The organism is Enterobacter cloacae complex sp. HYC074_NIDB, assembly GCF_056673345.1.
Genome location: NZ_CP114214.1, coordinates 3,983,922 through 4,006,499, shown reverse-complemented (window position 1 = coordinate 4,006,499; position 22,578 = coordinate 3,983,922). Strand labels below are relative to the sequence as shown.

Here is a 22,578-nt window from a genome sequence, read left to right as displayed (position 1 = left end):
GGAAGCCAGGCTCAGCCTGGGTTTGATAATTATTATCAGGGGCTGCGGCCCCTTTTTTACTTTTCAACAGCCGTGTCCTTAGAGGGCTGATAGCGTACTGACTTTTTGAAATAGCTCCAGAAGTCGTACACAGGCTGGGTTGAGCAATAAAGTTTGGCACGCATTACGGCACCCTCCCAACTGCTCCAGAAAATGGCCGCCAGTTGCGTATTATTCATATCGGAACGGATTTCGCCCGAAGATAACGCGTCGGACAGACAGCACGCCACAAGCGCCTGCCAGCGCTCAAGTATTTCGTGGAGCTGTTTGATAAAGGACAGTGGAAGACCCGGACTCTCCTGCATCATATTGCCAACCAGACAGCCCCGGGTGAAATTGTACTTTTTAATGCCGTCGCAGGCATCGTCGATGAAATTTTCCAGACGCATCATTGGTGTGAAGGATGATTCATACAGATGTTTTTGGAGTTTATGCACAAAGAAACTGTCATAGGCGCTCAGAACAGTCTGGGCATACTCTTCTTTGCTCTTGAAATAGTAATAAAATGAGCCTTTAGGAACACTGGCATTTTTGACAATGGCATCGACTCCCGTTGAAAGAAAACCATTCTGCGTGAGCAGTTCAAGCCCGCTTCGGATCAGGTCATTACGGGTATCTGTATAGGTACTCTCTGTTTTTCGTGGCCTGCCTCGCCCACGAATTTCGCCAGTCATGACTTTGCTCCTGCATTTTATTAACGGAAAAGAATAAGTGATTTTGCGCGGAGGCTTCAATCAGTTTATCCCCGGCGGTGACGAGGTGGCCACCTATGCCGACTGGACAGGGGACTGACTATTGCCATAACGCCATCGCAGGTTGCTTCAGTAAACCTGCTAATCCCGTACAATGGCGAATTCGCTATATCCGCTTCTCGCACTTAGCTGCCATAAATCGGCCAGGCAATCACAGGTCATTTCTGTCTCGCAAAGAAGGTGCCGTTTCTGCTTTGCGTTGACACCCCTAAATATTAGAATTAAAAGGAGAGAGTTACTGGAAAAAGGCAGCGGAGGCAGTGACAATCGTGGCTTGAAGCCACTACTCGATGGATGCGGACATGTAGTTGGCGTCATTCGACAAAACTAGCAAACTTCTAATAGTCACCATTTCTCCCGTCTGGCGGGAGTGCTGTCAAATGCCCCCCTCATCTCTGTGTGGGAAATGAAGGGTGAAGGGGAAATAGATGACAGCGTTATTTCTACGCCCAGAATACTGAATACCTTGTACAGACGATCAATACTGGCGCTAGCAGGGTTTGCTTCCAGGCGGGCATAGGTTTGCTGCGTTACGGCAAGCCTCTCAGACACATCTTTTTGCGTGAAGCCCTTGATTTTGCGAAACCCGATTAGCACAGGTCTGAGCTGGTTCAGCGTTTTTATCGGGAACTGATTATTCATAAGTGACCTGCCTCGCAGACTGAGTAGGGAGTACCGCCCTGTAATACAGCAGGTAAGGTGTATTTTGTGTTATACAGACTATAGGCTGTAAAACCTTTATTGAAAAGATGCTGATGTTCCAGGGGCATGCCGAGCATGGACGATTTTCTGCGGGGCGGTATTTCGCTACGGGGGAGATTGCGTTCGGGCAATGTACCGGTGTAAAAAACGTCAATTTTTCAAAACCGCTGTTATCGGGATAAGCTGAAAACTCCGAAGGCAGACACAGCCACGAATAATGTCAGACTTAAACTCTGTAGCTGTCTTCTTTTGCCTGTAAATAACGTCTAGTTTGACTCTGATGAAGGCTGTACCAGGCAGAGAACATGTCACTCTCGGGGCCGGATGATAAAATGTGTTCAACTGGCTGGGCAGGGTAATAGCGAAGAACGTTCTCTGAAATTCGATTCAGCTCAGCGTAACGTGCGCTGTAGGTATGTATAATCCATTGCATCAATTTTGCATCCGTATTATTCGCAGATTACACACAAGAAGCTTAACAATGGCTGAAAGAGTGAGCAGGGATATGTAACAAAAACAAGGGCTTCAAGATGAACTGGATAAAACCGGAGCAGAGCAAGCCCTGTTCCGGTTTGTCAGGCTTTGGAATTTCTTCCAGGCCCCTGCAGCTAGTCACAACAAACACATTAATGTTTTCATTGCTTCAATTCAATATTATTGTGTGAAAGGGATTCCATCGAAATCGGCTTATGCATGCTTAAAACTAAACTGCCCCGGCTGCAGTCATTTGGTTGCTGTGGGCTCTGTACTGTGTCTAATAGTGAAAGAATCTTACGTTATAACGAAGGAAATTGCTGAATGACTCTACGATTGCAGACGGAATCACCCGCTGACCAGGATATGTTTAGAGGCAGCAGTCATGAAAAAGTTGCAGAGAATGTGGCTCAGATCATCAGGACACCTGATGTCAATATTATTGGTCTGGAAGGTGAGCTGGGTTCAGGTAAGTCAACAATATTGAAGTTCCTGCAGAAAAAGCTTAAAGATGATTTTACGTTCATTAACTTTGATGCAGAACGTTACCATCATGGCTCAACTAAAAAAGCGCTTATCGATGTCATCCACCACGGGGTCAGCCTACAATGTCCGGGCTCCCGGGATGTGTTGGATAAGTATAAAAATCTGGCTCTGGGTAACATCGTTGAATACGACAAGAGGGTCAGCAGCAGGCTAAGCTGGTTGACCGTCGTTTTTATTTTACTGTCATTGCTTTCCGTGCAGATGCTTCGTTATGTGCTAACAGACCTTAATCAATATTTTACTAACAAGGAGTCATTATTAGGGTGGCTTTTTTATGTTGAGGTGGCCGCGTTTCTTTCTCCTGCCATTATGGTCGCAGGACTGGCATGCCTGCAGAACATGGAATGGTACAGAAAGAAAGGGTATTCGAGTATTGGTGATTTGTTCAAACGCAACAGTACTGACAGGATTGAAGAGACTTGGCTAGTTAATAAGGAGGTCGGAGCTATTGAGCTGGCTGAAGCTCTGCAGGGATTTACCTCCAAAGAGGTCATTTCCCATGGAGATCGCTTCATCCTTATCATTGATAATCTGGACCGAATCAGTGCAGACAAAGTGAAAGAGCTCTGGAGTGATATGGAGCTTATTGCCGGAGCCACTCATGAACACTTCAGGATAGTGGTGCCCTATTCGGCAAGACAGGTTTCAGCCTCACTTTCTGTGGCGGGTTTCAGCGGGCGTGAGTTTATTGCAAAGCGGATTCCTGTAAGTTTTCAGGTTCCTCCTCTTATTTCGGCAGGATGGCAGGAAGCGTTAAGGCAGTACTGGAAAGAAACAGTAAATGAGGATGCAGGGATAGCGTGCCGGGAAGCAACGGTGTTGCTTGAGCGCTGGAAACCCTCTGAGTATCCTCGTATCACACCGCGATTAATGAAGAAGTTTGTTAATGATATTCATATTCTGAACCTTACCGTTCCTGCAACAGAAGATCATCGCCATATTCTTATTGCTCTCTACTTACTGGTGGTCAGATACGGGGAGCGAGATATTAAAGTATTACTTCGCGATCCCAAAGCTAGTCAGACCGAACCCGGTATTGCTCCGGATGATTTTGACGAGATGCTCTCGCTAACTTATCAACAAATATCCCGAATTTTTAATAACGATACAGAAAGATGGAGCGAATTTCTGATGAGCATCCACTATCAGTCCACGGTGGAGCTTGCCAGGAGCGAGTTGCTTGATACGCCTCTTAAAGACGCGATTGGTGCTATAAATATCCCACGGCTTGAAGAACTGACGGCCTTGTGGGGTTTCGCTGAAGCATGGCAGCGAGTGGCACCACATATTCAGATGCGAGACTGGCTGGTTTCTTATAGCCGGATGGATGAGAAGTGTCAGGCTCTCGCCGAACCGCAACTCAAAGTCGCAGTGCAAATGCTGAATCAGAGTTATGCTGTTTCACTCAGAGAAAAGAATGATGAAGGTTTCGTATTGAGTCTGCAGAAACTGATGGCTGACGGGCGGATAAGCCTAGAGCCTTTCGTCGAAAGGCAAATATCGTTTATTGTGAGTAAACTTGATGAAATTCAGGATTCAGAAAAATTGGAGGCTGAATCCACGCAGACGTTGCTGCAGGAAGCTGATTCATACTCTGTTCTGGCCGGTGAATCACTACTGAATAAAATGGAGAATTTTGTAGATGGCGTATTTTATGTGGAATACCTTGTCAATAATGAAGAGACCTTGTCAAACCTGAAAATTGGCACACTAGATATCGGAAATCACGGTCGGGAGGAGATGTTACGCTATGGAGCTGAGCAACCTCAGATAGACCTTTTTAATCCGGGAATTATCCGGCATATCAATATTGCATCGAAGGCGGTACAGAACGTAATTGGAAAGAATGATGGTACAGGTGGGGCTCAGGTTAGCTCTGCAATAATGACGCTTAAAAATCGTCAGGTTGTTGAGGACGTTATCCATTTCAGAAAAATTGTTCTGAGCCCGGACTGGAATAATAATGTTTTAAATCAATATTATCTTAATAATACGGCGACGAGGAATCTCTTCCCTGCGGAATTTGCTGCACAGGCTGTTGCTCACATGGTGCTCCATGGTAACTATGCCGGTATCGAGTCGTACAGTGAACATATTGGTGAGGAACGGTTTGACCTGGCTTTGGCTGCATATCTTCGTTATCTACGTACTGCCGAGAGTATCTTTATAGCACTTAAGGATAAAAATGTTCTGCCGTACATCAAAAATGCTGTTGGCAGGATTGTTGATTTAGGTCTTCTGGTGAATATACCTGTCCTGAGCTTTGTTAAAGGTCAGTATGACGTCATCAAAGAAGCTACAAATGCAACCTCTCTTTTAATATTTGTGCGAGAGCGTCAAAAAGCACTGTCAGAGAAAATAATTGAGTCTGATGTGAATGCTATGGGTCCAGTATTTCTCCATGACGTATATCAGTCAGGTGAGCAGTTTGATATTTTGAAGAAAAAGCTGAACGCCCTGGCATGTGGAGTATTTAGTTCTTCTGAAAGGCTTATTGAGTGTTTTACGGTTCTTCCTGTGAACATGCGCTTTATCCTTGAACAAATGCAACTTCAGGGGCAGCATATCCGGATGGAAGGTAGTGTGGGTATCTTTGCATCATGGTTCCGTGATGCAGAGCCAGACGTTGTCACAAATGCCGAGAACATTCATTTCCTGTGGTCTTGCCTCGACGATACCCAGAGAGAGACTGTACTTGATGAGTTGCACGATGTCTTACTTGAAAGACATATTCGTATTGACAGCCGTATTGCGATTATTACCCGTTTTCATAATGAGTTGTCGTTTATTGAACCTGAGAAGGCCGTTGAACGCAGGGCTATTGCGGCGCTGTTTAGCGCTTCTGTTGATAATGTATTATTGTCTCAATGGCTTGACCGTCAGACGTTTTCATTTTCATCATGGTCTCCGGAGGACGCCCGTACGGCAACGAGTTGTATAATGAATAACTCGGAGATTTTTCCTCTCATCTGCAGGAATTCACAGTATATTAAAAACAGAATGTTACCAGAGAAAGCGGACGTTACAGAAGATAGTGATACGTTTCCGGACTGAGTTCGTTCTTTAAATCCTATACCTGAAGACCACAGCGGTGGTCTTTGGGAGTTTTTTTATTGCCTGATATACATTAAGCATGTTATATCTTGCTAAGAAATAATCATTCAGGGATTAATCATAACTACTGAAGTTATGTTGTGTTCTTTTCTTTTAAAAATAAATTATTCAGATTTATTTTCTATTGATTTAATGAGGTAGGGAATGACAGAAAGTGCTTTGCTTTTGCGAGAGGCATTTAATGAATCGGCTAACTATATGACATGGTCTTTTTATTCACTGATAACTGCTTACGTTTCGATGGCTTTTTATGATAGAGTTGAGGTTAAGACCCGAATAAATAATTATCTGAATAAGTTACTTTTCGTGATTGCTATGTCCGTTTTTATCCCAAATATGTACTTTGTTTCAATGGTGTTCAGTCAGAAGTTAGGCACCGCAGCTGGCGTTGCGTCATTCATTATTGGGCTACTTTTCATGATGTTAAACTCGGCGCCTGTAATTACTGGTATCGTACAGCAGCGCAAAGATTGAGTTTTATGAGTATAGTCAGTTGGGTTTTCATCTGTTTTATCAGACTTAGAAAAATGAAATCTTTCAATTCATTGATTTTAAACGCAAAAAAATTTCTAAATGATCAGAATTATAGGGTGCTCGCTCTGTTCGATCACCGAACACGAAGGCCGTATTATTCAGAGCCGTTCCGAAGAGTCGATTGTTAACGAGATCGAAGCCATTCGCGACACGGTGCCGGGCTTTACCGGTGTGATCTCCGATCTGGGCGGTCCAACGGCCAACATGTACATGCTGCGCTGTAAATCGCCGCGCGCCGAGCAGACCTGCCGTCGTCTCTCCTGCGTCTATCCGAGCATTTGCGAGCATATGGACACCAACCACGAGCCGACGATCAACCTTTACCGTCGCGCCCGTGACCTGAAAGGCATCAAGAAGATCCTGATCGCCTCTGGCGTGCGTTACGACATCGCTGTGGAAGATCCGCGCTACATTAAAGAGCTGGCGACGCACCACGTGGGCGGGTATCTGAAGATCGCCCCGGAGCACACCGAAGAAGGCCCGCTGTCCAAAATGATGAAGCCGGGCATGGGCAGCTACGACCGCTTTAAACAGCTCTTCGACACCTACTCAAAACAGGCGGGGAAAGAGCAGTATCTGATCCCATACTTCATCTCCGCACACCCCGGCACCCGTGATGAAGACATGGTGAATCTGGCGCTGTGGCTGAAGCAGCGTCGATTCCGTCTGGATCAGGTGCAGAACTTCTACCCGTCGCCGCTCGCCAACTCGACGACCATGTATTACACCGGCAAAAACCCGCTGAGTAAGATTGGTTATAAGAGCGAAGACGTGGTGGTGCCGAAAGGGGATAAACAGCGCCGTCTGCATAAAGCGCTGCTGCGCTATCACGATCCGAAAAACTGGCCGCTGATCCGTCAGGCGCTGGAAGAGATGGGGAAAAAGCACCTGATCGGCTCGCGTCGTGATTGCCTGGTGCCTGCGCCAACGCTGGAAGAGATGCGCGAAGCGCGCCGCCAGAACCGCAACACGCGCCCGGCGCTGACCAAACATACCCCGATTGCGCATCAGCGTTCGAATGGTGTTGCGGGAACGAAGAAGAACGTAAAACGTAAGACCGGTTAAACCTGTAACAATACCCGGTGGCGCTGCGCTTACCGGGTCTACAGGTCTAACCCTCTCCCCTCCGGGGAGAGGGCAGGGTGAGGGGATTACCCGCCAAACTGATCCGGGTCCGGCCCAAGCCGCTTGCCCTGATCCAGCTTCGCAATTTCACCCAGCTCGTCTTTATCCAGGCGGAAATCCCAGACGTCGAAGTTCTCGGCGATACGCGATGGCGTGACCGATTTCGGGATCACCACCAGACCGCTATCCAGATGCCAGCGAATGACGATCTGCGCCGGGGTTTTACCGTACTTATCCGCCAGTTCACGGATGATTTGCTGGTCAAACACCCCTTCGCCGCCCTGGGCCAGCGGGCTCCAGGATTCAGTCTGGATCTTGTGCGTGGCGTTCCATGAATGAAGCTGGCGCTGCTGCATCAGCGGGTGCAGCTCAATCTGGTTAATCACCGGCGCGACGCCCGTTTCATCAATCAGGCGTTGCAGATGATGAACCTGGAAATTACAGACGCCGATGCTTTTTATCAGCCCCTCTTTTTGCAGTTCAATCATCCCTTTCCAGGCATCAACGTAATGGTCGATAGCCGGTACCGGCCAGTGCATGAGATAAAGATCGACGAAATCGAGCTGGAGTTTCTCCAGACTCTCCTGCAACGCTTCGCGGGGACGCTTTTGATCGTCGTTCCACAGCTTGGTGGTGATGAAAAGCTCATCCCGGGGAACGCCGGCGCTGGCAAGCGCTTTTCCCACGCCGTCCTCGTTTTTATAGGCGGCGGCGGTATCGATGGACCGATAGCCGACTTCCAGGGCTTTATGAATGGCGGAGACGACCTCGTCGTTACCGGCTTTCCATACACCTAGCCCCAGCTGGGGCATCACGTTGCCGTCCTGTAGCTTGATTACGGTTTGGTTTGCCATTTTTCCTCCTTCAGGTGCTCATCGCCGGAGGGAACCTCCGACGATGTGATGTGCATTAAGTCTGGACGAAATGTCAAAAAACGAAAGTCAGGATCCTAAAAACGCTTAGCGTGCCGCTTCGTAAATACGACGGCTGACGTCAAGGGTGATGTCGCCATGCTCGCCGATCTGCGTCATACCGTGTGCTTCCAGTTTCGCCAGCAGGGCAGGGATGGAGCTGCCGTCCAGGCCGTAGCCAGAGAGACGCGTTGGCACGCCCAGGCTTTCAAAGAAGTGACGGGTGGCTTCAATCGCGGCATCGATACGCGCATCGTCGGAACCGTCGGTGATGTTCCACACGCGTTCGGCGTACTGGAGCAGTTTGGCGCGTTTAGCGTCACGTTTTTCGTTCCACAGCGCAGGCAGAACCACCGCCAGCGTCTGGGCGTGATCCAGGCCGTGCATCGCCGTCAGCTCGTGGCCGAGCATGTGGGTAGCCCAGTCCTGCGGCACGCCTGCGCCGATCAGGCCGTTCAGCGCCTGGGTGGCTGCCCACATCACGTTGGCACGCACGTCGTAGTTTTCAGGCTCTTTCAGCGCTTTCGGACCTTCTTCAATCAGCGTCAGCAGAATGCCTTCCGCGAAACGATCCTGAATTTTGGCGTTTACCGGGTAAGTAACGTACTGCTCAACGGTGTGAACAAAGGCGTCGACCACGCCGTTCGCCACCTGACGCGCAGGCAGGGTATAGGTGTAAACCGGATCGAGGATCGCGAACACGGGCTGAACGTGTTCGTTCATAAAGGCCTGCTTGTCACCGGTGGTTTTACGGGAGATGACCGCGCCTTTGTTGGACTCTGATCCGGTGGCCGGCAGCGTCAGCACGGAGCCCATCGGGATCGCACTGCTGATGTCGCTGCCGCCCGTTTCCAGAATATGCCACGGGTCGATGCCGTCAGCGTAATGGGCCGCCGCCGCGATGAATTTGGTGCCGTCCAGCACGGAACCGCCGCCCACCGCCAGCAGGAAGGTGATCTGCTCCTCGCGGGCGATTTTTACCGCGTTCATCAGCGTTTCATAAGACGGGTTAGGCTCGATACCGCCGAACTCGCGCACGTCCAGACCTTCCAGAGCGCTGTACACCTGATCCAGTACGCCGGTTTTTTTCACGCTGCCGCCGCCGTAGGTAATCAGGACGCGGGCGTCCGTCGGGATTTGCGCGCGCAGGTCAGCGATAGCGTTTTTACCAAACAGAATGCGGGTTGGGGTATGAAGATTAAAGTTGTTCATGGCTTGTTCCCTGTAGTGGGTAAAAAATCGTGGTGGCGCAGAAGGCAACCTGATGCTGCTCATTGTGGCGGGCAGGCGCTATCCTCTCAATGCACATTCCTGCCGATGTCTTGCCCATTTCTACAGCGCGCTGGAGAAACGGTAAGAAAATGCGCACACTGTCGGCGTCGGAAACCGTACCCGGAGTAACTGAAAATGAACCGTGATGCCATCTGCCGCCAGCTAACGTCGCAGATTAAAACACTGATTGATAACGGAAATGATTCGGCTGAGCTGTTGCCGGATATTCGATTGCTGTACGGTACCCAGCCCGGAACGCGCACCCCGGTGATGTATCAGCCCGGCATCGTGTTTCTCTTTTCTGGCCATAAGATTGGCTATATCAATGAGCGCGTGTTCCGTTACGACACCAATGAATATCTGCTTCTGACAGTACCTTTACCCTTCGAATGTGAAACTTTCGCGACAGAGGAGGTGCCGCTGGCCGGGATCCGCGTCAACGTCGACATCCTCCAGTTGCAGGAGCTGCTGATGGATATTGGGGAGGACGAACTTTTCCGGCCGTCGATGGCGGCAAGCGGTATCAACTCCGCGACCCTATCGGAGGAAATTCTCTGCGCGATTGAACGCCTGTTAGACGTGATGGAAAGGCCGCTGGATGCGCGTATTCTCGGGAAGCAGATTATCCGCGAAATTCTTTACCATGTGCTGCTCGGGCCGGGCGGCGGGGCGCTGCTGGCGCTGGTAAGCCGCCAGACGCACTTTAGCCTGATTAGCCGCGTGCTCAAGCGCATTGAGAGCCAGTACACGGAAAACCTCAGCGTTGACCAGCTGGCGGCGGAAGCCAACATGAGCGTCTCGGCGTTTCACCATAACTTTAAATCCGTCACCAGCACGTCGCCGTTGCAGTACCTCAAAACCTACCGTCTACATAAGGCGCGGATGCTGATGATCCACGATGGCATGAAGGCCAGCGCCGCGGCGATGCGGGTTGGGTATGAAAGCGCGTCGCAGTTTAGTCGGGAGTTTAAGCGCTACTTCGGCGTCACGCCGGGGGAAGATGCGTCGCGCATCAGAACGATGCAGGGCGCTTAGGCTTTTGATTCTCTCCCCGCGGGAAGAGAATCAGGATGGGGTATCAGGCGCTGCAATACTTCTTCTTAATCACCACCGCGATTGTGCCGACCAGGCCCGCAACCAGCAGGAATATCGGCAGCACCATCAGGAACGTCATCACCTGGTCTTCATGGCGCTTAACAAACGGGATCATGTTCAGCGCGTAGCCGAGCGTGGTGACCACGCCCACCCAGAGCAGGGCGCTCAGCCAGTTGAAGAACTGGAAGCGGCGGTTGGACAGGCCCGATATGCCCGCCATGGTAGGCAACAGGGTGCGAACAAACGCCAGAAAACGCCCGGCGAGCAGCGCCAGCAGGCCGTGGCGGTCAAACATGCAGGTGGCGCGCTGGTGATATTTATGCGGCAGCTGCGCCAGCCAGCCTTTCACCACGCGGGTGTTTCCAAGCCAGCGCCCTTGCAGGTAGCTCAGCCAACAGCCGAGACTGGCCGCAGAGGTGAGGATCACCATTGTCGGTGCGAAGTCCATCACGCCCTTGCCGATCAACGCCCCTGCGAGCAGGAGCAGGCTGTCGCCGGGTAAAAATGAGGCTGGCAGTAGTCCATTTTCCAGAAACAGCGTCGCGAACATCACGAAATAGACAATCCCGACGACATGCGGGTCCGCCAGCGCGGCAAAATCGTGTTGCCAGAGCGCCGTGATGATATTTTGAATAACAGCCATGGACTTTCCTGTGGAACAGCAGATATAACGCTATTGTACTCCCAATTTTGCCTGTCGGGGTTGATCGCAGGCGCATCTCATACAGACTTTTCTGCTTGCGGTGTTCAGAATTGCGTCCGGGGAGTACATTTCAGTCAGCACTTTACACGATGCGCTCAAATCCTGCCGATAAATCCGCAATTAAATCGTCCACATTTTCCAGCCCGATATGCAGGCGGATTAAGGTCCCTTCGAAGTCCACCTCGCCGCCCGGGCGCAGGGCCGCAATCTGCTCCGGCTGGTTGGGCAGGATCAGCGATTCAAACCCACCCCATGAATAGGCCATGCTGAAGAGGGTAAAGTTATCCAGATAGCTTGCCAGTTCGGCGTCATTCAGGCGCTTTTTAAGTACAAATGAGAACAACCCGCTGCTGCCCGTAAAGTCACGTTGCCAGTATTCATGGCCTTTGCTGCCCGGCAGCGCCGGATGGTTAACGCGCTCCACCTGCGGATGCAGCGCCAGCCACTGTGCAATTTGCAGGCTGCTTTCGTGATGCTGACGCAGACGCACGCCGAGCGTACGGATGCCCCGGCTGGTCATGTAGGCGGTATCGGCATCCACCATCTGGCCCATCAGGTAGGCGTTTTCACGCAATTGATCCCAGCAGCGGGCGTTAGACACCGCCGTACCGATCATGCCGTCGGAATGGCCAATCAGGTATTTGGTCGCCGCCTGAATCGAGATATCGATGTCAAATTTCAGGGCTTTAAACAGCACACCTGCCGCCCAGGTGTTGTCGATCATGATGATCGCTTCCGGCGCTATGCTGCGCACCGCCTTCACGATGGCCGGGACGTCATGCACTTCCATGGTGATGGAACCGGGAGATTCCAGGAACACAACGCGCGTGTTGGGCTGAATAAGCCCGGCAATACCGGCCCCAATCAGCGGATCGAACCAGCTGGTGGTGACGCCGAGCTTGCTGAGTATTTTGGTGCAGAAGTCCTGGCTTGGCTCGTAAGCGGTATTGGTCATCAGGACGTGGTCACCCTGTTCCACAAACGCCAGAATGGTATTGGCGACCGCCGCCGCGCCGCACGGGAACAGCGCGCAGCCCGCGCCGCCCTCCAGTTCGCACATGGCTTCCTGCAACGAGAAATGGGTTAACGTGCCACGACGACCGTAAAACAGCCCGCCCTTCGCGCGATTACGCGTAGCGATTTTTTTATCTTCAACGGTATCAAACACCAGCGAGGAGGCGCGCTGGATCACGCTGTTGACCGAGCCCTGAGTGTATTTCTTACTGCGTCCTGCCTGCACCAGCGTGGTCTCAAGCTGCTTTTTAGTCATGTTCGCTAACCCTATTTTTATACGTCTGGACGTCCAGACTACCACGATTGTCAGAATGTGCATCCGGATGCTTATCGAATAAGCAGAAAATATTATCAAAAATTCGCATAAGAAATTTTTACTGCGTAAGCGCAAGGAAAGTGAGCGAAAATTACGGCACTATGTAAATACTAATGAGAACTACTATCAATTCGACGACGTTTTGATATTATTACGTTCAGATTTTGTGATTTGCGTCCTGGAGATACAGAGTGGGTAATAATTTGATGCAGACGGATCTCTCCGTTTGGGGCATGTATCAACATGCTGACATCGTAGTTAAGATTGTGATGATCGGCCTGATTCTGGCGTCCGTGATCACCTGGGCTATCTTCTTCAGCAAGAGCGCCGAACTTCTTTCACAAAAACGCCGCCTCAAGCGTGAGCAGAAGCAGCTGGCGGAAGCCCGTTCTCTGGATCAGGCTTCTGATATCACCTTATCCTTCCATGCGAAAAGCCTGACTACCCTGTTAGTGAACGAAGCGCAGAACGAGCTGGAACTCTCCGCAGGCAGTGAAGATAACGAAGGCATTAAAGAGCGTACCGGCTTCCGTCTGGAGCGTCGCGTTGCGGCCGTGGGTCGTCATATGGGCCGCGGTAACGGCTACCTGGCGACTATCGGCGCTATCTCCCCGTTCGTCGGCCTGTTCGGTACCGTCTGGGGCATCATGAACAGCTTTATCGGTATCGCCCAGACGCAGACCACTAACCTTGCGGTCGTCGCGCCGGGTATCGCAGAAGCGCTGCTGGCAACGGCTATCGGTCTGGTTGCCGCTATCCCGGCGGTTGTTATCTATAACATCTTCGCGCGCATGATTGGCAGTTACAAAGCCACACTGGGTGACGTTGCCGCGCAGGTTCTGCTGCTGCAAAGCCGCGATCTGGACCTGAACGCCAGCGCCGTTAAACCGGTTCATGCGGCGTCCAAACTGCGCGTAGGTTGATTGTATGGCAATGCGTCTTAATGAAAATCTGGACGATAACGGTGAAATGCATGAGATCAACGTGACGCCGTTTATCGACGTCATGCTGGTTCTGCTGATTATCTTTATGGTTGCCGCACCGCTGGCGACGGTGGACGTGAAGCTGAATCTGCCTGCGTCCTCCAGCCAGCCGCAGCCGCGTCCGGAAAAGCCTATCTACCTGTCCGTGAAGGCCGATAAGTCCATGTTCCTGGGCAACGATCCGGTAACGGATGCCTCGGTTATTCCGGCGCTGGACCAGCTCACCGGCGGCAAGAAAGACACCACCGTCTTCTTCCGCGCGGATAAAACCGTCGATTATGAAACCATGATGAAGGTAATGGACACGCTGCATCAGGCGGGCTACCTGAAGATTGGTCTGGTCGGCGAAGAGAAAGCGGCCGCGAAGTAAAACGAAGGCTCTTGCAGCCTTGCCTGCCGGGTGGCGGCGTCGCCTTACCCGGCCTGCATTCCGCAACAATCATTGTTGTCTCACTCTGAAGGCGCCGTCGGCGCCTCTTCATCAAGCGCCACACAGGTCACGTTTGATGTACGGTAATTGCCTTCCGAGAGTTTACGGGTCAGGCGCAGGGTGGCTGTCTCGCGTGCCAGCAAGTACTGATAGTTCGCCTCCAGTCGCCCGAGGATCTTCTCTTTAAGCTCAGGACGCTGTTCAATAATGGCGTTCATCACCGCGCCGTAAATCTCCTCCTTGGCCTGCAAGGCGTAAATCTCCCGACGGTTCTGCCATTTCAGGCGTACCAGCGTGGCCGGAATCGAAACCAAATCCTGCGTAATTCGCGTCATCTCGTCATTTTTTATCTTTTTCAGGGCGTCGAGATTCTGCTTTAAGATAAATTCATCGCTTTTTTTATCATCTAAAGTCAAATAAACGTTATTACCGCTATCATCATTCACGTTAATCTTCCCCCAGGTTATAAAAGATGGGATTGTTTTTTTCACGCGTAATTAAATTAAGCCAAATTTCATTGCCGGCTTCATTTATTTGCTGCGTTTTCTCGACCATTATTTGACTTAGCGTCTGGGCGTCTATTTCCCCTTCGGCCTGTAAATCATTCAGCAGATGAACTAAGGCTTCAATCTTGATCGCGCGAAATAAACGCTCTTTTAAATGGCGATCGTGCTCTTCCAGCACCATATTACGGGATTTGCCGGTGCGTGAAACACCAATTAATATGTCGGCTTCATAGTCGGAGAGTTTTCTTTTTCCTTGAGTGAAATTCGCCTCTTTATCTGCTTCCGTCGAAGGCTGTTCCACAGGCGTAATGTGGTACTTTGCCGGGACAAGATTGTCGGGCAGCATTTTAATTTCCTTTAATTTCAAAAGGGTGGGATTGGAAAAAGGGTGAGATTCGTTGACAATATCATGAGGCAATTTTAAAATCAAAAAAAATGGAGCCTACCCATGAACAGCATTTTCTTCACGGTCATAACGTTACTATTACTGACCGCTGGCGTGCTTTTATTGATGCAAGAGTTCAATAAAACGAAAGTGTCAAAAGACGTCAGTGAACCGCCGCAGCCTGAATTGATGTCGAAAGAGGAGGGGGAAGATCATTTCTCCGTATTGATGAACGCCGTGACACCGGTCTGGTACTGGCGAGTAAATCACGAATATATCGATTTCCTCCATGCGACAATTAAGCGAATGAAAATGGCCGAAATTAATGATACGCCCGGCCTGTTCGACGCGCAGCGCCGCTGTAGCGACCTTAATTCGGCGGTCTATAAATATTACGACAATATCAAAAAGCGCTGTCTGAATGGCGAGAAGGTGTCGTACTCCGATTTAGATGTATTAAATCTGCGCCAGTGTTTTCGTGAGTTTAGCCTGGAAGCCTACCCGGAACTGGTCGCGCTGGTCTGGCCGGAGTATGCGCGTCCGGATGTAGATCCCAACGAGGTATAGTTGAGATATACTCAGCGCTGGTTTCGTTTGCAGACAGGATTTTATGGAACGCTTCTTTGAAAACGCAATGTATGCCTCTCGCTGGCTGCTCGCACCCGTCTATTTTGGTCTCTCCCTGGCGCTGGTCGCCCTGACGATTAAGTTCTTTCAGGAGATATTCCACGTCCTGCCAAACATTTTCTCCGTGGCAGAAGCCGATTTGATTCTGGTTCTACTGTCGCTGGTAGATATGACGTTGGTGGGAGGATTACTGGTGATGGTGATGTTCTCCGGTTATGAGAATTTCGTCTCTCAGCTTGATATCGCCGAGCACAAAGAAAAGCTCAGCTGGCTGGGGAAAATGGACGCCTCATCGCTGAAGAATAAAGTCGCGGCGTCGATTGTTGCAATTTCGTCTATTCACCTGTTACGCGTCTTTATGGACGCGAAAAACGTCCCGGATAATAAGCTGATGTGGTATGTGATTATCCACCTGACGTTTGTGCTGTCGGCGTTTGTGATGGGGTATCTGGATAAGATCAGTAAGAAATAAATTCACCACGCCCCCTCTCCCTGTGGGAGAGGGGGCGTGGTAAGGGCAGCAGGCCGCACTATTTATCCGACGACGCCTGCCACAAATTCAGCTCACCATCCGCAACGTGCTGGTCAATCCGCATCAGTTCATCTTCGCTAAAGCGCAGGTTATTCAGCGCCTGAACGTTCTCTTCCAGCTGCTCCGGGCGGCTCGCGCCAATCAGTACCGACGTTACACGCTCATCTTTCAACAACCAGCTTAGCGCCATCTGCGCCATCGTCTGCCCGCGCGCGTGCGCCATCTCGTTCAGCAGACGAAGGCTGCTCAGGTTGGCTTCCGTCAGCATTTTCTCCGTCAGGCCGCGCACTTTTTTCCCTTCGCGCTGCATACGTGAACCGTCCGGAATGCCGTTCAGGTATTTTCCGGTGAGCAGGCCCTGTGCCAGCGGGGTAAAGGCGATACAGCCTGTTCCGTTTTTCTCCAGCGCGTCCAGCAGGCCGGTCTTGTCGACCCAGCGGTTAAGCAGGTTGTAAGACGGCTGGTGGATCAAAAGCGGGATCTTCCACTCGCGCAGCAATTTGGTCATCGCCGCCGTGCGTTCCGTGGAGTAAGACGAAATGCCGACATACAGCGCTTTTCCGCTCTGCACCGCGTGTGCCAGCGCGGCGGCGGTCTCTTCCATCGGCGTGTTTTCGTCTACGCGGTGAGAATAGAAAATATCCACATACTCCACACCCATGCGGTTCAGGCTCTGGTCGAGGCTGGCGAGCAGGTACTTACGTGAACCGCCCGAACCATACGGTCCTGGCCACATGTCGTAGCCCGCTTTGGTGGAGATGATCAGCTCGTCACGATACCCGGCAAAATCCTCCCGCAGCAGACGGCCAAAATTCTCTTCAGCGCTGCCCGGAGGGGGGCCGTAGTTGTTGGCAAGGTCAAAGTGGGTAATGCCGAGATCGAAGGCCTTACGCAGCAGCGCACGCTGGGAATCGAGCGGCTGAACGTGACCGAAGCTGTGCCACAGGCCCAGCGACAGTGCCGGTAAGCGCAGGCCGCTTTTGCCGCAGTATCGGTACTGCATGTTTTCGTATCGGCCGGTGTAAGGGTGCCAGGACATGATGTCTCCTTTCTTGTCGGTGAATTTTCGAAACAACGTTTTCATTCTATGCCGACTCGATAACGAAAAAAGTATATTTTCTACAGTATCTGCCGATAACGAGGGGAGTACTCGCCTCTGGGCGAATTCACCCTCACGGCAAGGAATACTCAATGAAGATGCTTCGTAATTTCACCATCCGTTTCGTCATGCTGACGATACTGGGGATCTTTTGTGTCATGTGGGCAGGCGTGGGGCTTTACAGCACCTGGTCTCTGTCTCGTGTTTCTGATGGTAATGACGTTGACCGCCAGCTGGTCCGGCAAATGACGGTGCTGAGCCAGGGCAACGATCAGTATTTCCGTTTCGTCACCCGCCTGAGCCGGGCAATGGAAGTTAAAGCGGCGGGCGGCACGCCGGACCTGGCTCCTGCTCAGCAGGCGCTGGATAACATGAGTAAAAAGCTGGCAGAGATGAAAGCTATCTCCCCGGGCCCGATGGATGAAAAGGTGTCTGCGCAGGTGATTTCCACCTGGCAGGCGCTGCTCGATCAGGGCGTTACACCGCAGATGGCGCAGGCGAAGCAGGCGACGCTCGAAGGCTATCGTCAGCATGCCAACAACGTCACGCCGCCGCTAAGCCGTGCATTCGGGTCAGCGGCTGAGAACTTTAACAATACCGCGGCGAAGGCGCTCGACAGCACGCGCGTGGTGGTCGACGGCCTCACCAGCATGACCCGGACGGTAATTATCACCGCCACGATCGTGGGTCTGCTGATCCTGCTTTTCACCGACCGCTACCTGGTGGCGATACTGGTAAAACCGCTGGATCGTATCCGTCAGCAGTTCCGCCAGATTGCGCAGGGCGACCTCAGCCAGCCGATTGAATCTTTGGGCCGCAACTGCGTGGGGCAACTGGTACCGCTGCTGAGTGCAATGCAGGACAGCCTGCGGGAGGCGGTCAGCACGATTCGTTCCGGCAGCGAGAATATCTGGCGCGGGGCAACGGAGATCTCCAGCGGGAATAACGATCTTTCTTCGCGTACCGAAGAGCAGGCCGCCGCGCTGGAAGAGACCGCGGCCAGCATGGAGCAGCTTACCGCAACGGTGAAGCTGAACGCCGAAAGCGCGCGCCAGGCCAGCCAGCTTGCGGATGTCGCCTCCAGCACGGCCAGCCGCGGCGGGTCGCTGGTGGAAGATGTGGTTACGACCATGAGCGGCATTTCGGACAGCTCGAAAAAAATCGCTGAAATCACCACCGTTATCAACAGCATCGCTTTCCAGACTAATATTCTGGCGCTGAACGCCGCGGTGGAAGCCGCCCGGGCCGGGGAGCAGGGGCGAGGCTTTGCGGTCGTGGCGGGTGAGGTACGTAATCTGGCCAGCCGCAGCGCGAATGCGGCCAAAGAGATCGAAGGGCTGATTGCGGATTCCGTTGCCCGCGTGGAGCAGGGGGCGCAGCTGGTGAACGATACCGGCACCACGATGGAAGCAATCCTGCGCGACGTGACGGAAGTGACCGTCATTATGAAGCAGATCGCCACCGCGTCAGAGGAGCAGAGCAAAGGAATTTCTCAGGTCGGCGTTGCCATCACGCAGATGGACGGCGTGACCCAGCAGAACGCCTCGCTGGTGGAGCAGGTTTCCGCCGCCGCCGCCGCACTGGAACGGCAGACCGAAGAACTCCAGCGCTCAGTGCAGAAATTCCGTCTCACCGCGTAACCTCATCGTGTCAGGCCGTCTCTGGCGGCCTGACGTTTATCGCTCTGAATAATCTGTGTTACCTGCGACAGCTGACCAATTTTCACTTCGCTTGCCCGCATAAATTTACTTTTGTCGATCAGTAGCAGCGACTGGCTGGCGCGGTTTAACAGCAGCGCCTTAAAGCCCGCGTTGTGCTCGGACGGATCCCAGAGAACGCCATGCTCATCGACCCCTTCACACGAGAAGATAAACAGATCGATCTCCAGCCCTTTTAGCTGCGTCACCAGCGCCGGATTAACATAGCAGCGATACTTACGCTCAAGCGTTCCGCCGGAGCAGATAAGCGTGATCCGCTCGCGCTTTGCCATCTCGTGGCAGACAGGCAGGCTGTTGGTAAATACGGTGAGGTCGATGTCCGGCAACTGGCGCGCCAGATGAAAGCAGGTTGAGCTGGCGTCGAGGGCGATGGTCATCCCTTCGCTGATCCAGCCCAGCGCGTGGCGGGCAATATCGGCTTTGTCGGCATAATGGCTTTTCAGGCGTGCGCCAAAGGGTTCACCGCTGTCGCGGCTGTCCGGGTGAATCAGACGCGCGCGCCCGTGCTGGCGCAGAAGCTTCCCCTGCTGCTGCAACGACTTCAGATCCCGGCGGATCGTCTCTTTGCTGACGGAGAGCTTTTCAGCCAGCACCTCGGTAGTCAGCCAGTCGCTTTGACTCAGCAGGGTGATAAGGCTCTGCTGTCGGGTCGCTTTTAGCGTCTGGTCTGACATACGAGGCTCCTTGCGCACGCGTGCTGACGCATTTTTCTCATCGCGGAAGAAGGGCGGCGAACCGCCCGGTCATGGATCAACCCTGACGTTTATCTTCCGTCTGGGTATCGAAGTCGCTTGCTGAATGACGCTCATGCAACTGCTCGTTCAGCTCGCCGTTGGTACGGTTAACAATGCGCCCGCGTTTCACGGCCGGACGATTCGCCACATCTTTTGCCCAGCGCTGCACGTTGGTGTACTTCCCGGCATCCAGGAACTCGGCGGCGTTATAGACGCTGCCCAGCGCCACGCAGCCAAACCATGGCCAGACTGCCATATCCGCAATGGTATATTCCTCACCCGCTACGTAACGACCGCGCGCCAGCTGTTTGTCCAGCACGTCGAACAGGCGTTTAGCTTCCATGGTGAAGCGATCGATAGCGTACTCAATCTTCACTGGCGCGTAGTTATAGAAGTGGCCAAAACCGCCGCCGAGGAACGGGGCCGCGCCCTGTAACCAGAACAGCCAGTTCAGGGTTTCCGTTCGTCCTGCCGGATCTTTTGGCAGGAAGTGACCAAATTTCTCGGCCAGATAGAGCAGGATATTGCCGGATTCAAAGACGCGCGTCGGCGGGGTGGTGGAGTGGTCACGCAGGGCCGGGATCTTCGAGTTCGGGTTCACGTCGACAAAACCGCTGGAGAACTGATCGCCCTCGCCAATGCGGATCAACCATGCGTCGTATTCCGCGCCCGTCACGCCCAGCGCCAGCAGCTCTTCCAGCATGATGGTAACTTTCTGTCCATTCGGCGTACCGAGAGAGTACAGCTGGAGCGGGTGCGCGCCCACAGGTAGCTCTTTCTCGTGCGTCGCGCCCGAGACGGGACGGTTGATATTGGCGAACGCGCCGCCGTTATTCTGTTTCCATTCCCACACTTTCGGTGGCTGATAGGTGTTATCTGACATGTTGGCCTGCCTCTTTGGTGTTGTGTTGAGGCAGTGTAGCAGGAGATGCAGGAACCGTTTAACGATGCGAGCGTAATGGGCAGGGCGGGTGTATGATAACGCCACCTCTGTCAGTTAATTACAACGTGCAGACGACGACAACCCCACAAAAAAATTGCCGCCTGCCTGTTTTAGGTTGGACACATGCGTAAAGGAACGTTAAGCAGTGACGCCCCCTTCGGGACGTTATTAGGTTATGCGCCGGGTGGCGTGGCGATTTACTCTTCAAATTACGGCAGTCTCGATCCGCGTCACTACCCGGAAGATGCGGAATTCCGCAGCTATATCGGCAACGAGTACATGGGCCATAAATGGCAGTGCGTTGAGTTTGCGCGCCGTTTCCTGTTTCTCAATCACGGGTTTGTCTTTACCGACGTCGGGATGGCGTGGGAGATCTTCTCCCTGCGTTTTTTGCGCCAGGTGGTAAACGACAATATTCTGCCGCTACAGGCCTTTGCCAATGGCTCAAAACGTGCGCCGCAGGCCGGTGCGCTGCTCATCTGGCAAAAGGGCGGTGAGTTTCATGAGACCGGCCACGTCGCCGTCATTACCCAACTGCTGGATGACAGAGTACGCATTGCCGAGCAGAACGTTATTCACTCCCCGCTGCCGATGGGGCAGCAGTGGACGCGCGAGCTGCGTCTGAGCGTGGAGGACGGTTGCTATACGCTTCATGACACGTTCAACGATACCGAGATCCTCGGCTGGATGATCCAGACGGAGGAGACGGAACACAGTATTCCTCAGCCGGAGATCGACGGTGAACTGCTGAAAATCAGCGGCGCGCGGTTGAAGAACAACCGCCAGTTCGACGGGAAATGGCTCAATGAAAACGACGCCCTGCAACAGGCGTACGTTCGCGCCAACGGCCACGTTATCAACAACGATCCCTGCCAGTACTTCACCATTACCGAAAGCGCCGAGCAGGAGCTGATCAAAGCCACCAACGAACTGCACCTGATGTACCTTCATGCCACCGACAAGGTGCTGAAAGACGACAGCTTACTCGCGCTTTTCGACATCCCAAAAATCCTCTGGCCGCGTCTGCGCCTCTCCTGGCAGTGGCGTCGTCACCATATGATCACCGGTCGTATGGATTTCTGCATGGATGAGCGCGGCATCAAGGTTTACGAGTACAACGCGGATTCCGCCTCCTGCCATACCGAGGGCGGGCTGATTCTTGAAGAATGGGTGAAAAACGGCTATCGCGGCACCGGCCACAATCCGGCGGAAGGCTTGCTGGAGGAGCTGACCGGCGCATGGAAGCACAGCCACGCGCGGCCGTTCGTCCATATCATGCAGGACAACGATATTGAAGAGGATTACCACGCGCTCTTTATTCAGCGCTCGCTGATCCAGGCCGGGTTTGAAACCAAAATCCTGCATGGACTGGGCGCGCTGAGCTGGGATGCCGCCGGGCAACTGATTGATGATGAAGGCCGTCACGTTAACTGCGTATGGAAAACCTGGGCATGGGAAACGGCGATTGAGCAGATCCGCGAGGTGAGCGAAACCGAGTACGCCGCCGTGCCTATCCGCACCGGTCACCCGCAAGGTGAAGTGCGCCTGATTGACGTCCTGCTGCGCCCGGAAGTGCTGGTCTTTGAACCGCTGTGGACGGTGATCCCAGGTAACAAGGCGATCCTGCCGGTGCTGTGGCAGCTCTTCCCGAACCACCGTTACCTGCTGGATACCGATTTTGAGGTCAACGATCTGCTCAAACGGACCGGTTATGCCGTTAAACCGATCGCCGGACGCTGCGGGAGCAATATCGATCTGATCGGCGCCCAGGACGAACTGCTGGACCAGTCCAGCGGCAAGTTTGTTGACCGCAAGAATATCTACCAGCAGCTATGGTGCCTGCCGAAGGTTGACGGCAGATACATTCAGGTCTGCACCTTTACCGTGGGCGGGAATTATGGCGGAACCTGCCTGCGTGGGGATAACTCGCTGGTGGTGAAGAAAGAGAGCGATATTGAACCGCTGATTGTGGTGAAGGATAACTAATTCATACCCGCGACAAAAAAGCCCCCGCCGGATAACCT

General features: G+C 52.7%; 20 protein-coding genes and 1 pseudogene. 10 read left to right on the top strand and 11 right to left on the bottom strand.

What is annotated here, in order from left to right; all coding sequences use genetic code 11:
- Positions 1–56: 56 nt before the first annotated feature.
- Positions 57–713, bottom strand: coding sequence for an acrylate utilization transcriptional regulator AcuR (gene acuR / locus O1724_RS19490; protein ID WP_023280966.1), 657 nt, complete (start codon positions 711–713; stop codon positions 57–59).
- Between the two features lie 423 nt (positions 714–1,136).
- Positions 1,137–1,433 (bottom strand): helix-turn-helix transcriptional regulator, encoded by a 297-nt coding sequence (locus tag O1724_RS19485; protein WP_023314851.1) that lies wholly within the window; start codon positions 1,431–1,433, stop codon positions 1,137–1,139.
- An 858-nt stretch (positions 1,434–2,291) separates the two neighbouring features.
- Between O1724_RS19485 and O1724_RS19480 the strand changes: the two genes are divergently transcribed.
- The 3 genes and pseudogenes from O1724_RS19480 to O1724_RS19470 all read left to right on the top strand — a co-directional run.
- Entirely contained in the window at positions 2,292–5,567 is a 3,276-nt protein-coding gene (locus O1724_RS19480; protein ID WP_023314849.1) for a P-loop NTPase fold protein, read from the top strand.
- A gap of 204 nt (positions 5,568–5,771) precedes the next feature.
- Positions 5,772–6,101, top strand: coding sequence for a hypothetical protein (locus tag O1724_RS19475; RefSeq protein ID WP_230246695.1), 330 nt, complete (start codon positions 5,772–5,774; stop codon positions 6,099–6,101).
- A 114-nt stretch (positions 6,102–6,215) separates the two neighbouring features.
- Positions 6,216–7,226, top strand: a pseudogene (locus O1724_RS19470) (radical SAM protein); the annotation flags it as partial.
- 86 nt (positions 7,227–7,312) lie between these two features.
- On the opposite strand, the gene dkgA reads toward O1724_RS19470, so the two are convergent.
- Positions 7,313–8,140 carry a 2,5-didehydrogluconate reductase DkgA gene (gene dkgA, locus O1724_RS19465; protein ID WP_023314848.1) on the bottom strand — a complete coding sequence of 276 codons (828 nt, stop codon included), beginning with the start codon at positions 8,138–8,140 and terminating at the stop codon, positions 7,313–7,315.
- A gap of 105 nt (positions 8,141–8,245) precedes the next feature.
- A complete protein-coding gene (yqhD, locus tag O1724_RS19460; protein WP_003862492.1) occupies positions 8,246–9,409 on the bottom strand; it encodes an alcohol dehydrogenase in 1,164 nt (387 codons plus the stop codon).
- Positions 9,410–9,604: 195 nt separating this feature from the next.
- On the opposite strand from yqhD, the gene O1724_RS19455 reads away from it, so the two are divergent.
- On the top strand, positions 9,605–10,504 hold the full coding sequence (locus O1724_RS19455) for an AraC family transcriptional regulator (protein WP_003862489.1): 900 nt from the start codon (positions 9,605–9,607) through the stop codon (positions 10,502–10,504).
- Between the two features lie 43 nt (positions 10,505–10,547).
- Here O1724_RS19455 and yghB read toward each other — a convergent pair whose 3' ends face one another.
- Positions 10,548–11,207 carry a DedA family general envelope maintenance protein YghB gene (yghB, locus tag O1724_RS19450; protein WP_023323743.1) on the bottom strand — a complete coding sequence of 220 codons (660 nt, stop codon included), beginning with the start codon at positions 11,205–11,207 and terminating at the stop codon, positions 10,548–10,550.
- A 142-nt stretch (positions 11,208–11,349) separates the two neighbouring features.
- Entirely contained in the window at positions 11,350–12,537 is a 1,188-nt protein-coding gene (gene metC, locus O1724_RS19445; protein ID WP_047053887.1) for a cystathionine beta-lyase, read from the bottom strand.
- A gap of 251 nt (positions 12,538–12,788) precedes the next feature.
- Here metC and exbB point away from each other — a divergent pair, with 251 nt between their 5' ends.
- The gene (gene exbB, locus O1724_RS19440) at positions 12,789–13,520 is read left to right on the top strand and encodes a tol-pal system-associated acyl-CoA thioesterase (protein ID WP_126296862.1); all 732 of its coding nucleotides are present in this window, start codon (positions 12,789–12,791) and stop codon (positions 13,518–13,520) included.
- A 4-nt stretch (positions 13,521–13,524) separates the two neighbouring features.
- Entirely contained in the window at positions 13,525–13,950 is a 426-nt protein-coding gene (gene exbD / locus O1724_RS19435) for a TonB system transport protein ExbD (protein ID WP_414538809.1), read from the top strand.
- A gap of 80 nt (positions 13,951–14,030) precedes the next feature.
- Here exbD and O1724_RS19430 read toward each other — a convergent pair whose 3' ends face one another.
- A complete protein-coding gene (locus O1724_RS19430; protein WP_003862479.1) occupies positions 14,031–14,456 on the bottom strand; it encodes a hypothetical protein in 426 nt (141 codons plus the stop codon).
- A gap of 1 nt (position 14,457) precedes the next feature.
- Entirely contained in the window at positions 14,458–14,862 is a 405-nt protein-coding gene (locus O1724_RS19425) for a hypothetical protein (protein WP_045335726.1), read from the bottom strand.
- Between the two features lie 102 nt (positions 14,863–14,964).
- Between O1724_RS19425 and O1724_RS19420 the strand changes: the two genes are divergently transcribed.
- Both O1724_RS19420 and O1724_RS19415 read left to right on the top strand, forming a co-directional pair.
- Positions 14,965–15,468, top strand: a complete 504-nt coding sequence (locus O1724_RS19420; protein ID WP_003862475.1) for an ESA_00282 family adhesion-associated protein — start codon at positions 14,965–14,967, stop codon at positions 15,466–15,468.
- A 43-nt stretch (positions 15,469–15,511) separates the two neighbouring features.
- A complete protein-coding gene (locus O1724_RS19415; RefSeq protein ID WP_003862473.1) occupies positions 15,512–16,000 on the top strand; it encodes a TIGR00645 family protein in 489 nt (162 codons plus the stop codon).
- A gap of 58 nt (positions 16,001–16,058) precedes the next feature.
- Here the strand turns inward: O1724_RS19415 and O1724_RS19410 are convergent, their stop codons facing one another.
- Positions 16,059–17,099, bottom strand: a complete 1,041-nt coding sequence (locus tag O1724_RS19410; RefSeq protein WP_032610129.1) for an aldo/keto reductase — start codon at positions 17,097–17,099, stop codon at positions 16,059–16,061.
- 152 nt (positions 17,100–17,251) lie between these two features.
- Between O1724_RS19410 and O1724_RS19405 the strand changes: the two genes are divergently transcribed.
- Positions 17,252–18,799 carry a methyl-accepting chemotaxis protein gene (locus O1724_RS19405; RefSeq protein ID WP_003862469.1) on the top strand — a complete coding sequence of 516 codons (1,548 nt, stop codon included), beginning with the start codon at positions 17,252–17,254 and terminating at the stop codon, positions 18,797–18,799.
- Between the two features lie 2 nt (positions 18,800–18,801).
- Here O1724_RS19405 and fucR read toward each other — a convergent pair whose 3' ends face one another.
- Entirely contained in the window at positions 18,802–19,551 is a 750-nt protein-coding gene (fucR, locus tag O1724_RS19400; protein ID WP_023314843.1) for an L-fucose operon activator, read from the bottom strand.
- A gap of 76 nt (positions 19,552–19,627) precedes the next feature.
- On the bottom strand, positions 19,628–20,494 hold the full coding sequence (yghU, locus tag O1724_RS19395; RefSeq protein WP_003862465.1) for a glutathione-dependent disulfide-bond oxidoreductase: 867 nt from the start codon (positions 20,492–20,494) through the stop codon (positions 19,628–19,630).
- A gap of 183 nt (positions 20,495–20,677) precedes the next feature.
- On the opposite strand from yghU, the gene gss reads away from it, so the two are divergent.
- Positions 20,678–22,540 carry a bifunctional glutathionylspermidine amidase/synthase gene (gss, locus tag O1724_RS19390; protein ID WP_003862464.1) on the top strand — a complete coding sequence of 621 codons (1,863 nt, stop codon included), beginning with the start codon at positions 20,678–20,680 and terminating at the stop codon, positions 22,538–22,540.
- Positions 22,541–22,578: the final 38 nt, after the last annotated feature.

Excerpts from the sequence above, each read along its gene's own strand:
- metC (WP_047053887.1), bottom strand. The coding sequence starts at position 12,537 with ATGACTAAAAAGCAGCTTGAGACCACGCTGGTGCAGGCAGGACGCAGT.
- acuR (WP_023280966.1), bottom strand. The coding sequence starts at position 713 with ATGACTGGCGAAATTCGTGGGCGAGGCAGGCCACGAAAAACAGAGAGT.
- O1724_RS19425 (WP_045335726.1), bottom strand. The coding sequence starts at position 14,862 with ATGCTGCCCGACAATCTTGTCCCGGCAAAGTACCACATTACGCCTGTG.
- yqhD (WP_003862492.1), bottom strand. The coding sequence starts at position 9,409 with ATGAACAACTTTAATCTTCATACCCCAACCCGCATTCTGTTTGGTAAA.
- O1724_RS19420 (WP_003862475.1), top strand. The coding sequence starts at position 14,965 with ATGAACAGCATTTTCTTCACGGTCATAACGTTACTATTACTGACCGCT.
- O1724_RS19455 (WP_003862489.1), top strand. The coding sequence starts at position 9,605 with ATGAACCGTGATGCCATCTGCCGCCAGCTAACGTCGCAGATTAAAACA.
- fucR (WP_023314843.1), bottom strand. The coding sequence starts at position 19,551 with ATGTCAGACCAGACGCTAAAAGCGACCCGACAGCAGAGCCTTATCACC.
- yghB (WP_023323743.1), bottom strand. The coding sequence starts at position 11,207 with ATGGCTGTTATTCAAAATATCATCACGGCGCTCTGGCAACACGATTTT.
- exbD (WP_414538809.1), top strand. The coding sequence starts at position 13,525 with ATGGCAATGCGTCTTAATGAAAATCTGGACGATAACGGTGAAATGCAT.
- O1724_RS19405 (WP_003862469.1), top strand. The coding sequence starts at position 17,252 with ATGAAGATGCTTCGTAATTTCACCATCCGTTTCGTCATGCTGACGATA.
- yghU (WP_003862465.1), bottom strand. The coding sequence starts at position 20,494 with ATGTCAGATAACACCTATCAGCCACCGAAAGTGTGGGAATGGAAACAG.
- O1724_RS19410 (WP_032610129.1), bottom strand. The coding sequence starts at position 17,099 with ATGTCCTGGCACCCTTACACCGGCCGATACGAAAACATGCAGTACCGA.
- O1724_RS19485 (WP_023314851.1), bottom strand. The coding sequence starts at position 1,433 with ATGAATAATCAGTTCCCGATAAAAACGCTGAACCAGCTCAGACCTGTG.
- O1724_RS19480 (WP_023314849.1), top strand. The coding sequence starts at position 2,292 with ATGACTCTACGATTGCAGACGGAATCACCCGCTGACCAGGATATGTTT.
- gss (WP_003862464.1), top strand. The coding sequence starts at position 20,678 with ATGCGTAAAGGAACGTTAAGCAGTGACGCCCCCTTCGGGACGTTATTA.
- O1724_RS19415 (WP_003862473.1), top strand. The coding sequence starts at position 15,512 with ATGGAACGCTTCTTTGAAAACGCAATGTATGCCTCTCGCTGGCTGCTC.
- dkgA (WP_023314848.1), bottom strand. The coding sequence starts at position 8,140 with ATGGCAAACCAAACCGTAATCAAGCTACAGGACGGCAACGTGATGCCC.
- O1724_RS19475 (WP_230246695.1), top strand. The coding sequence starts at position 5,772 with ATGACAGAAAGTGCTTTGCTTTTGCGAGAGGCATTTAATGAATCGGCT.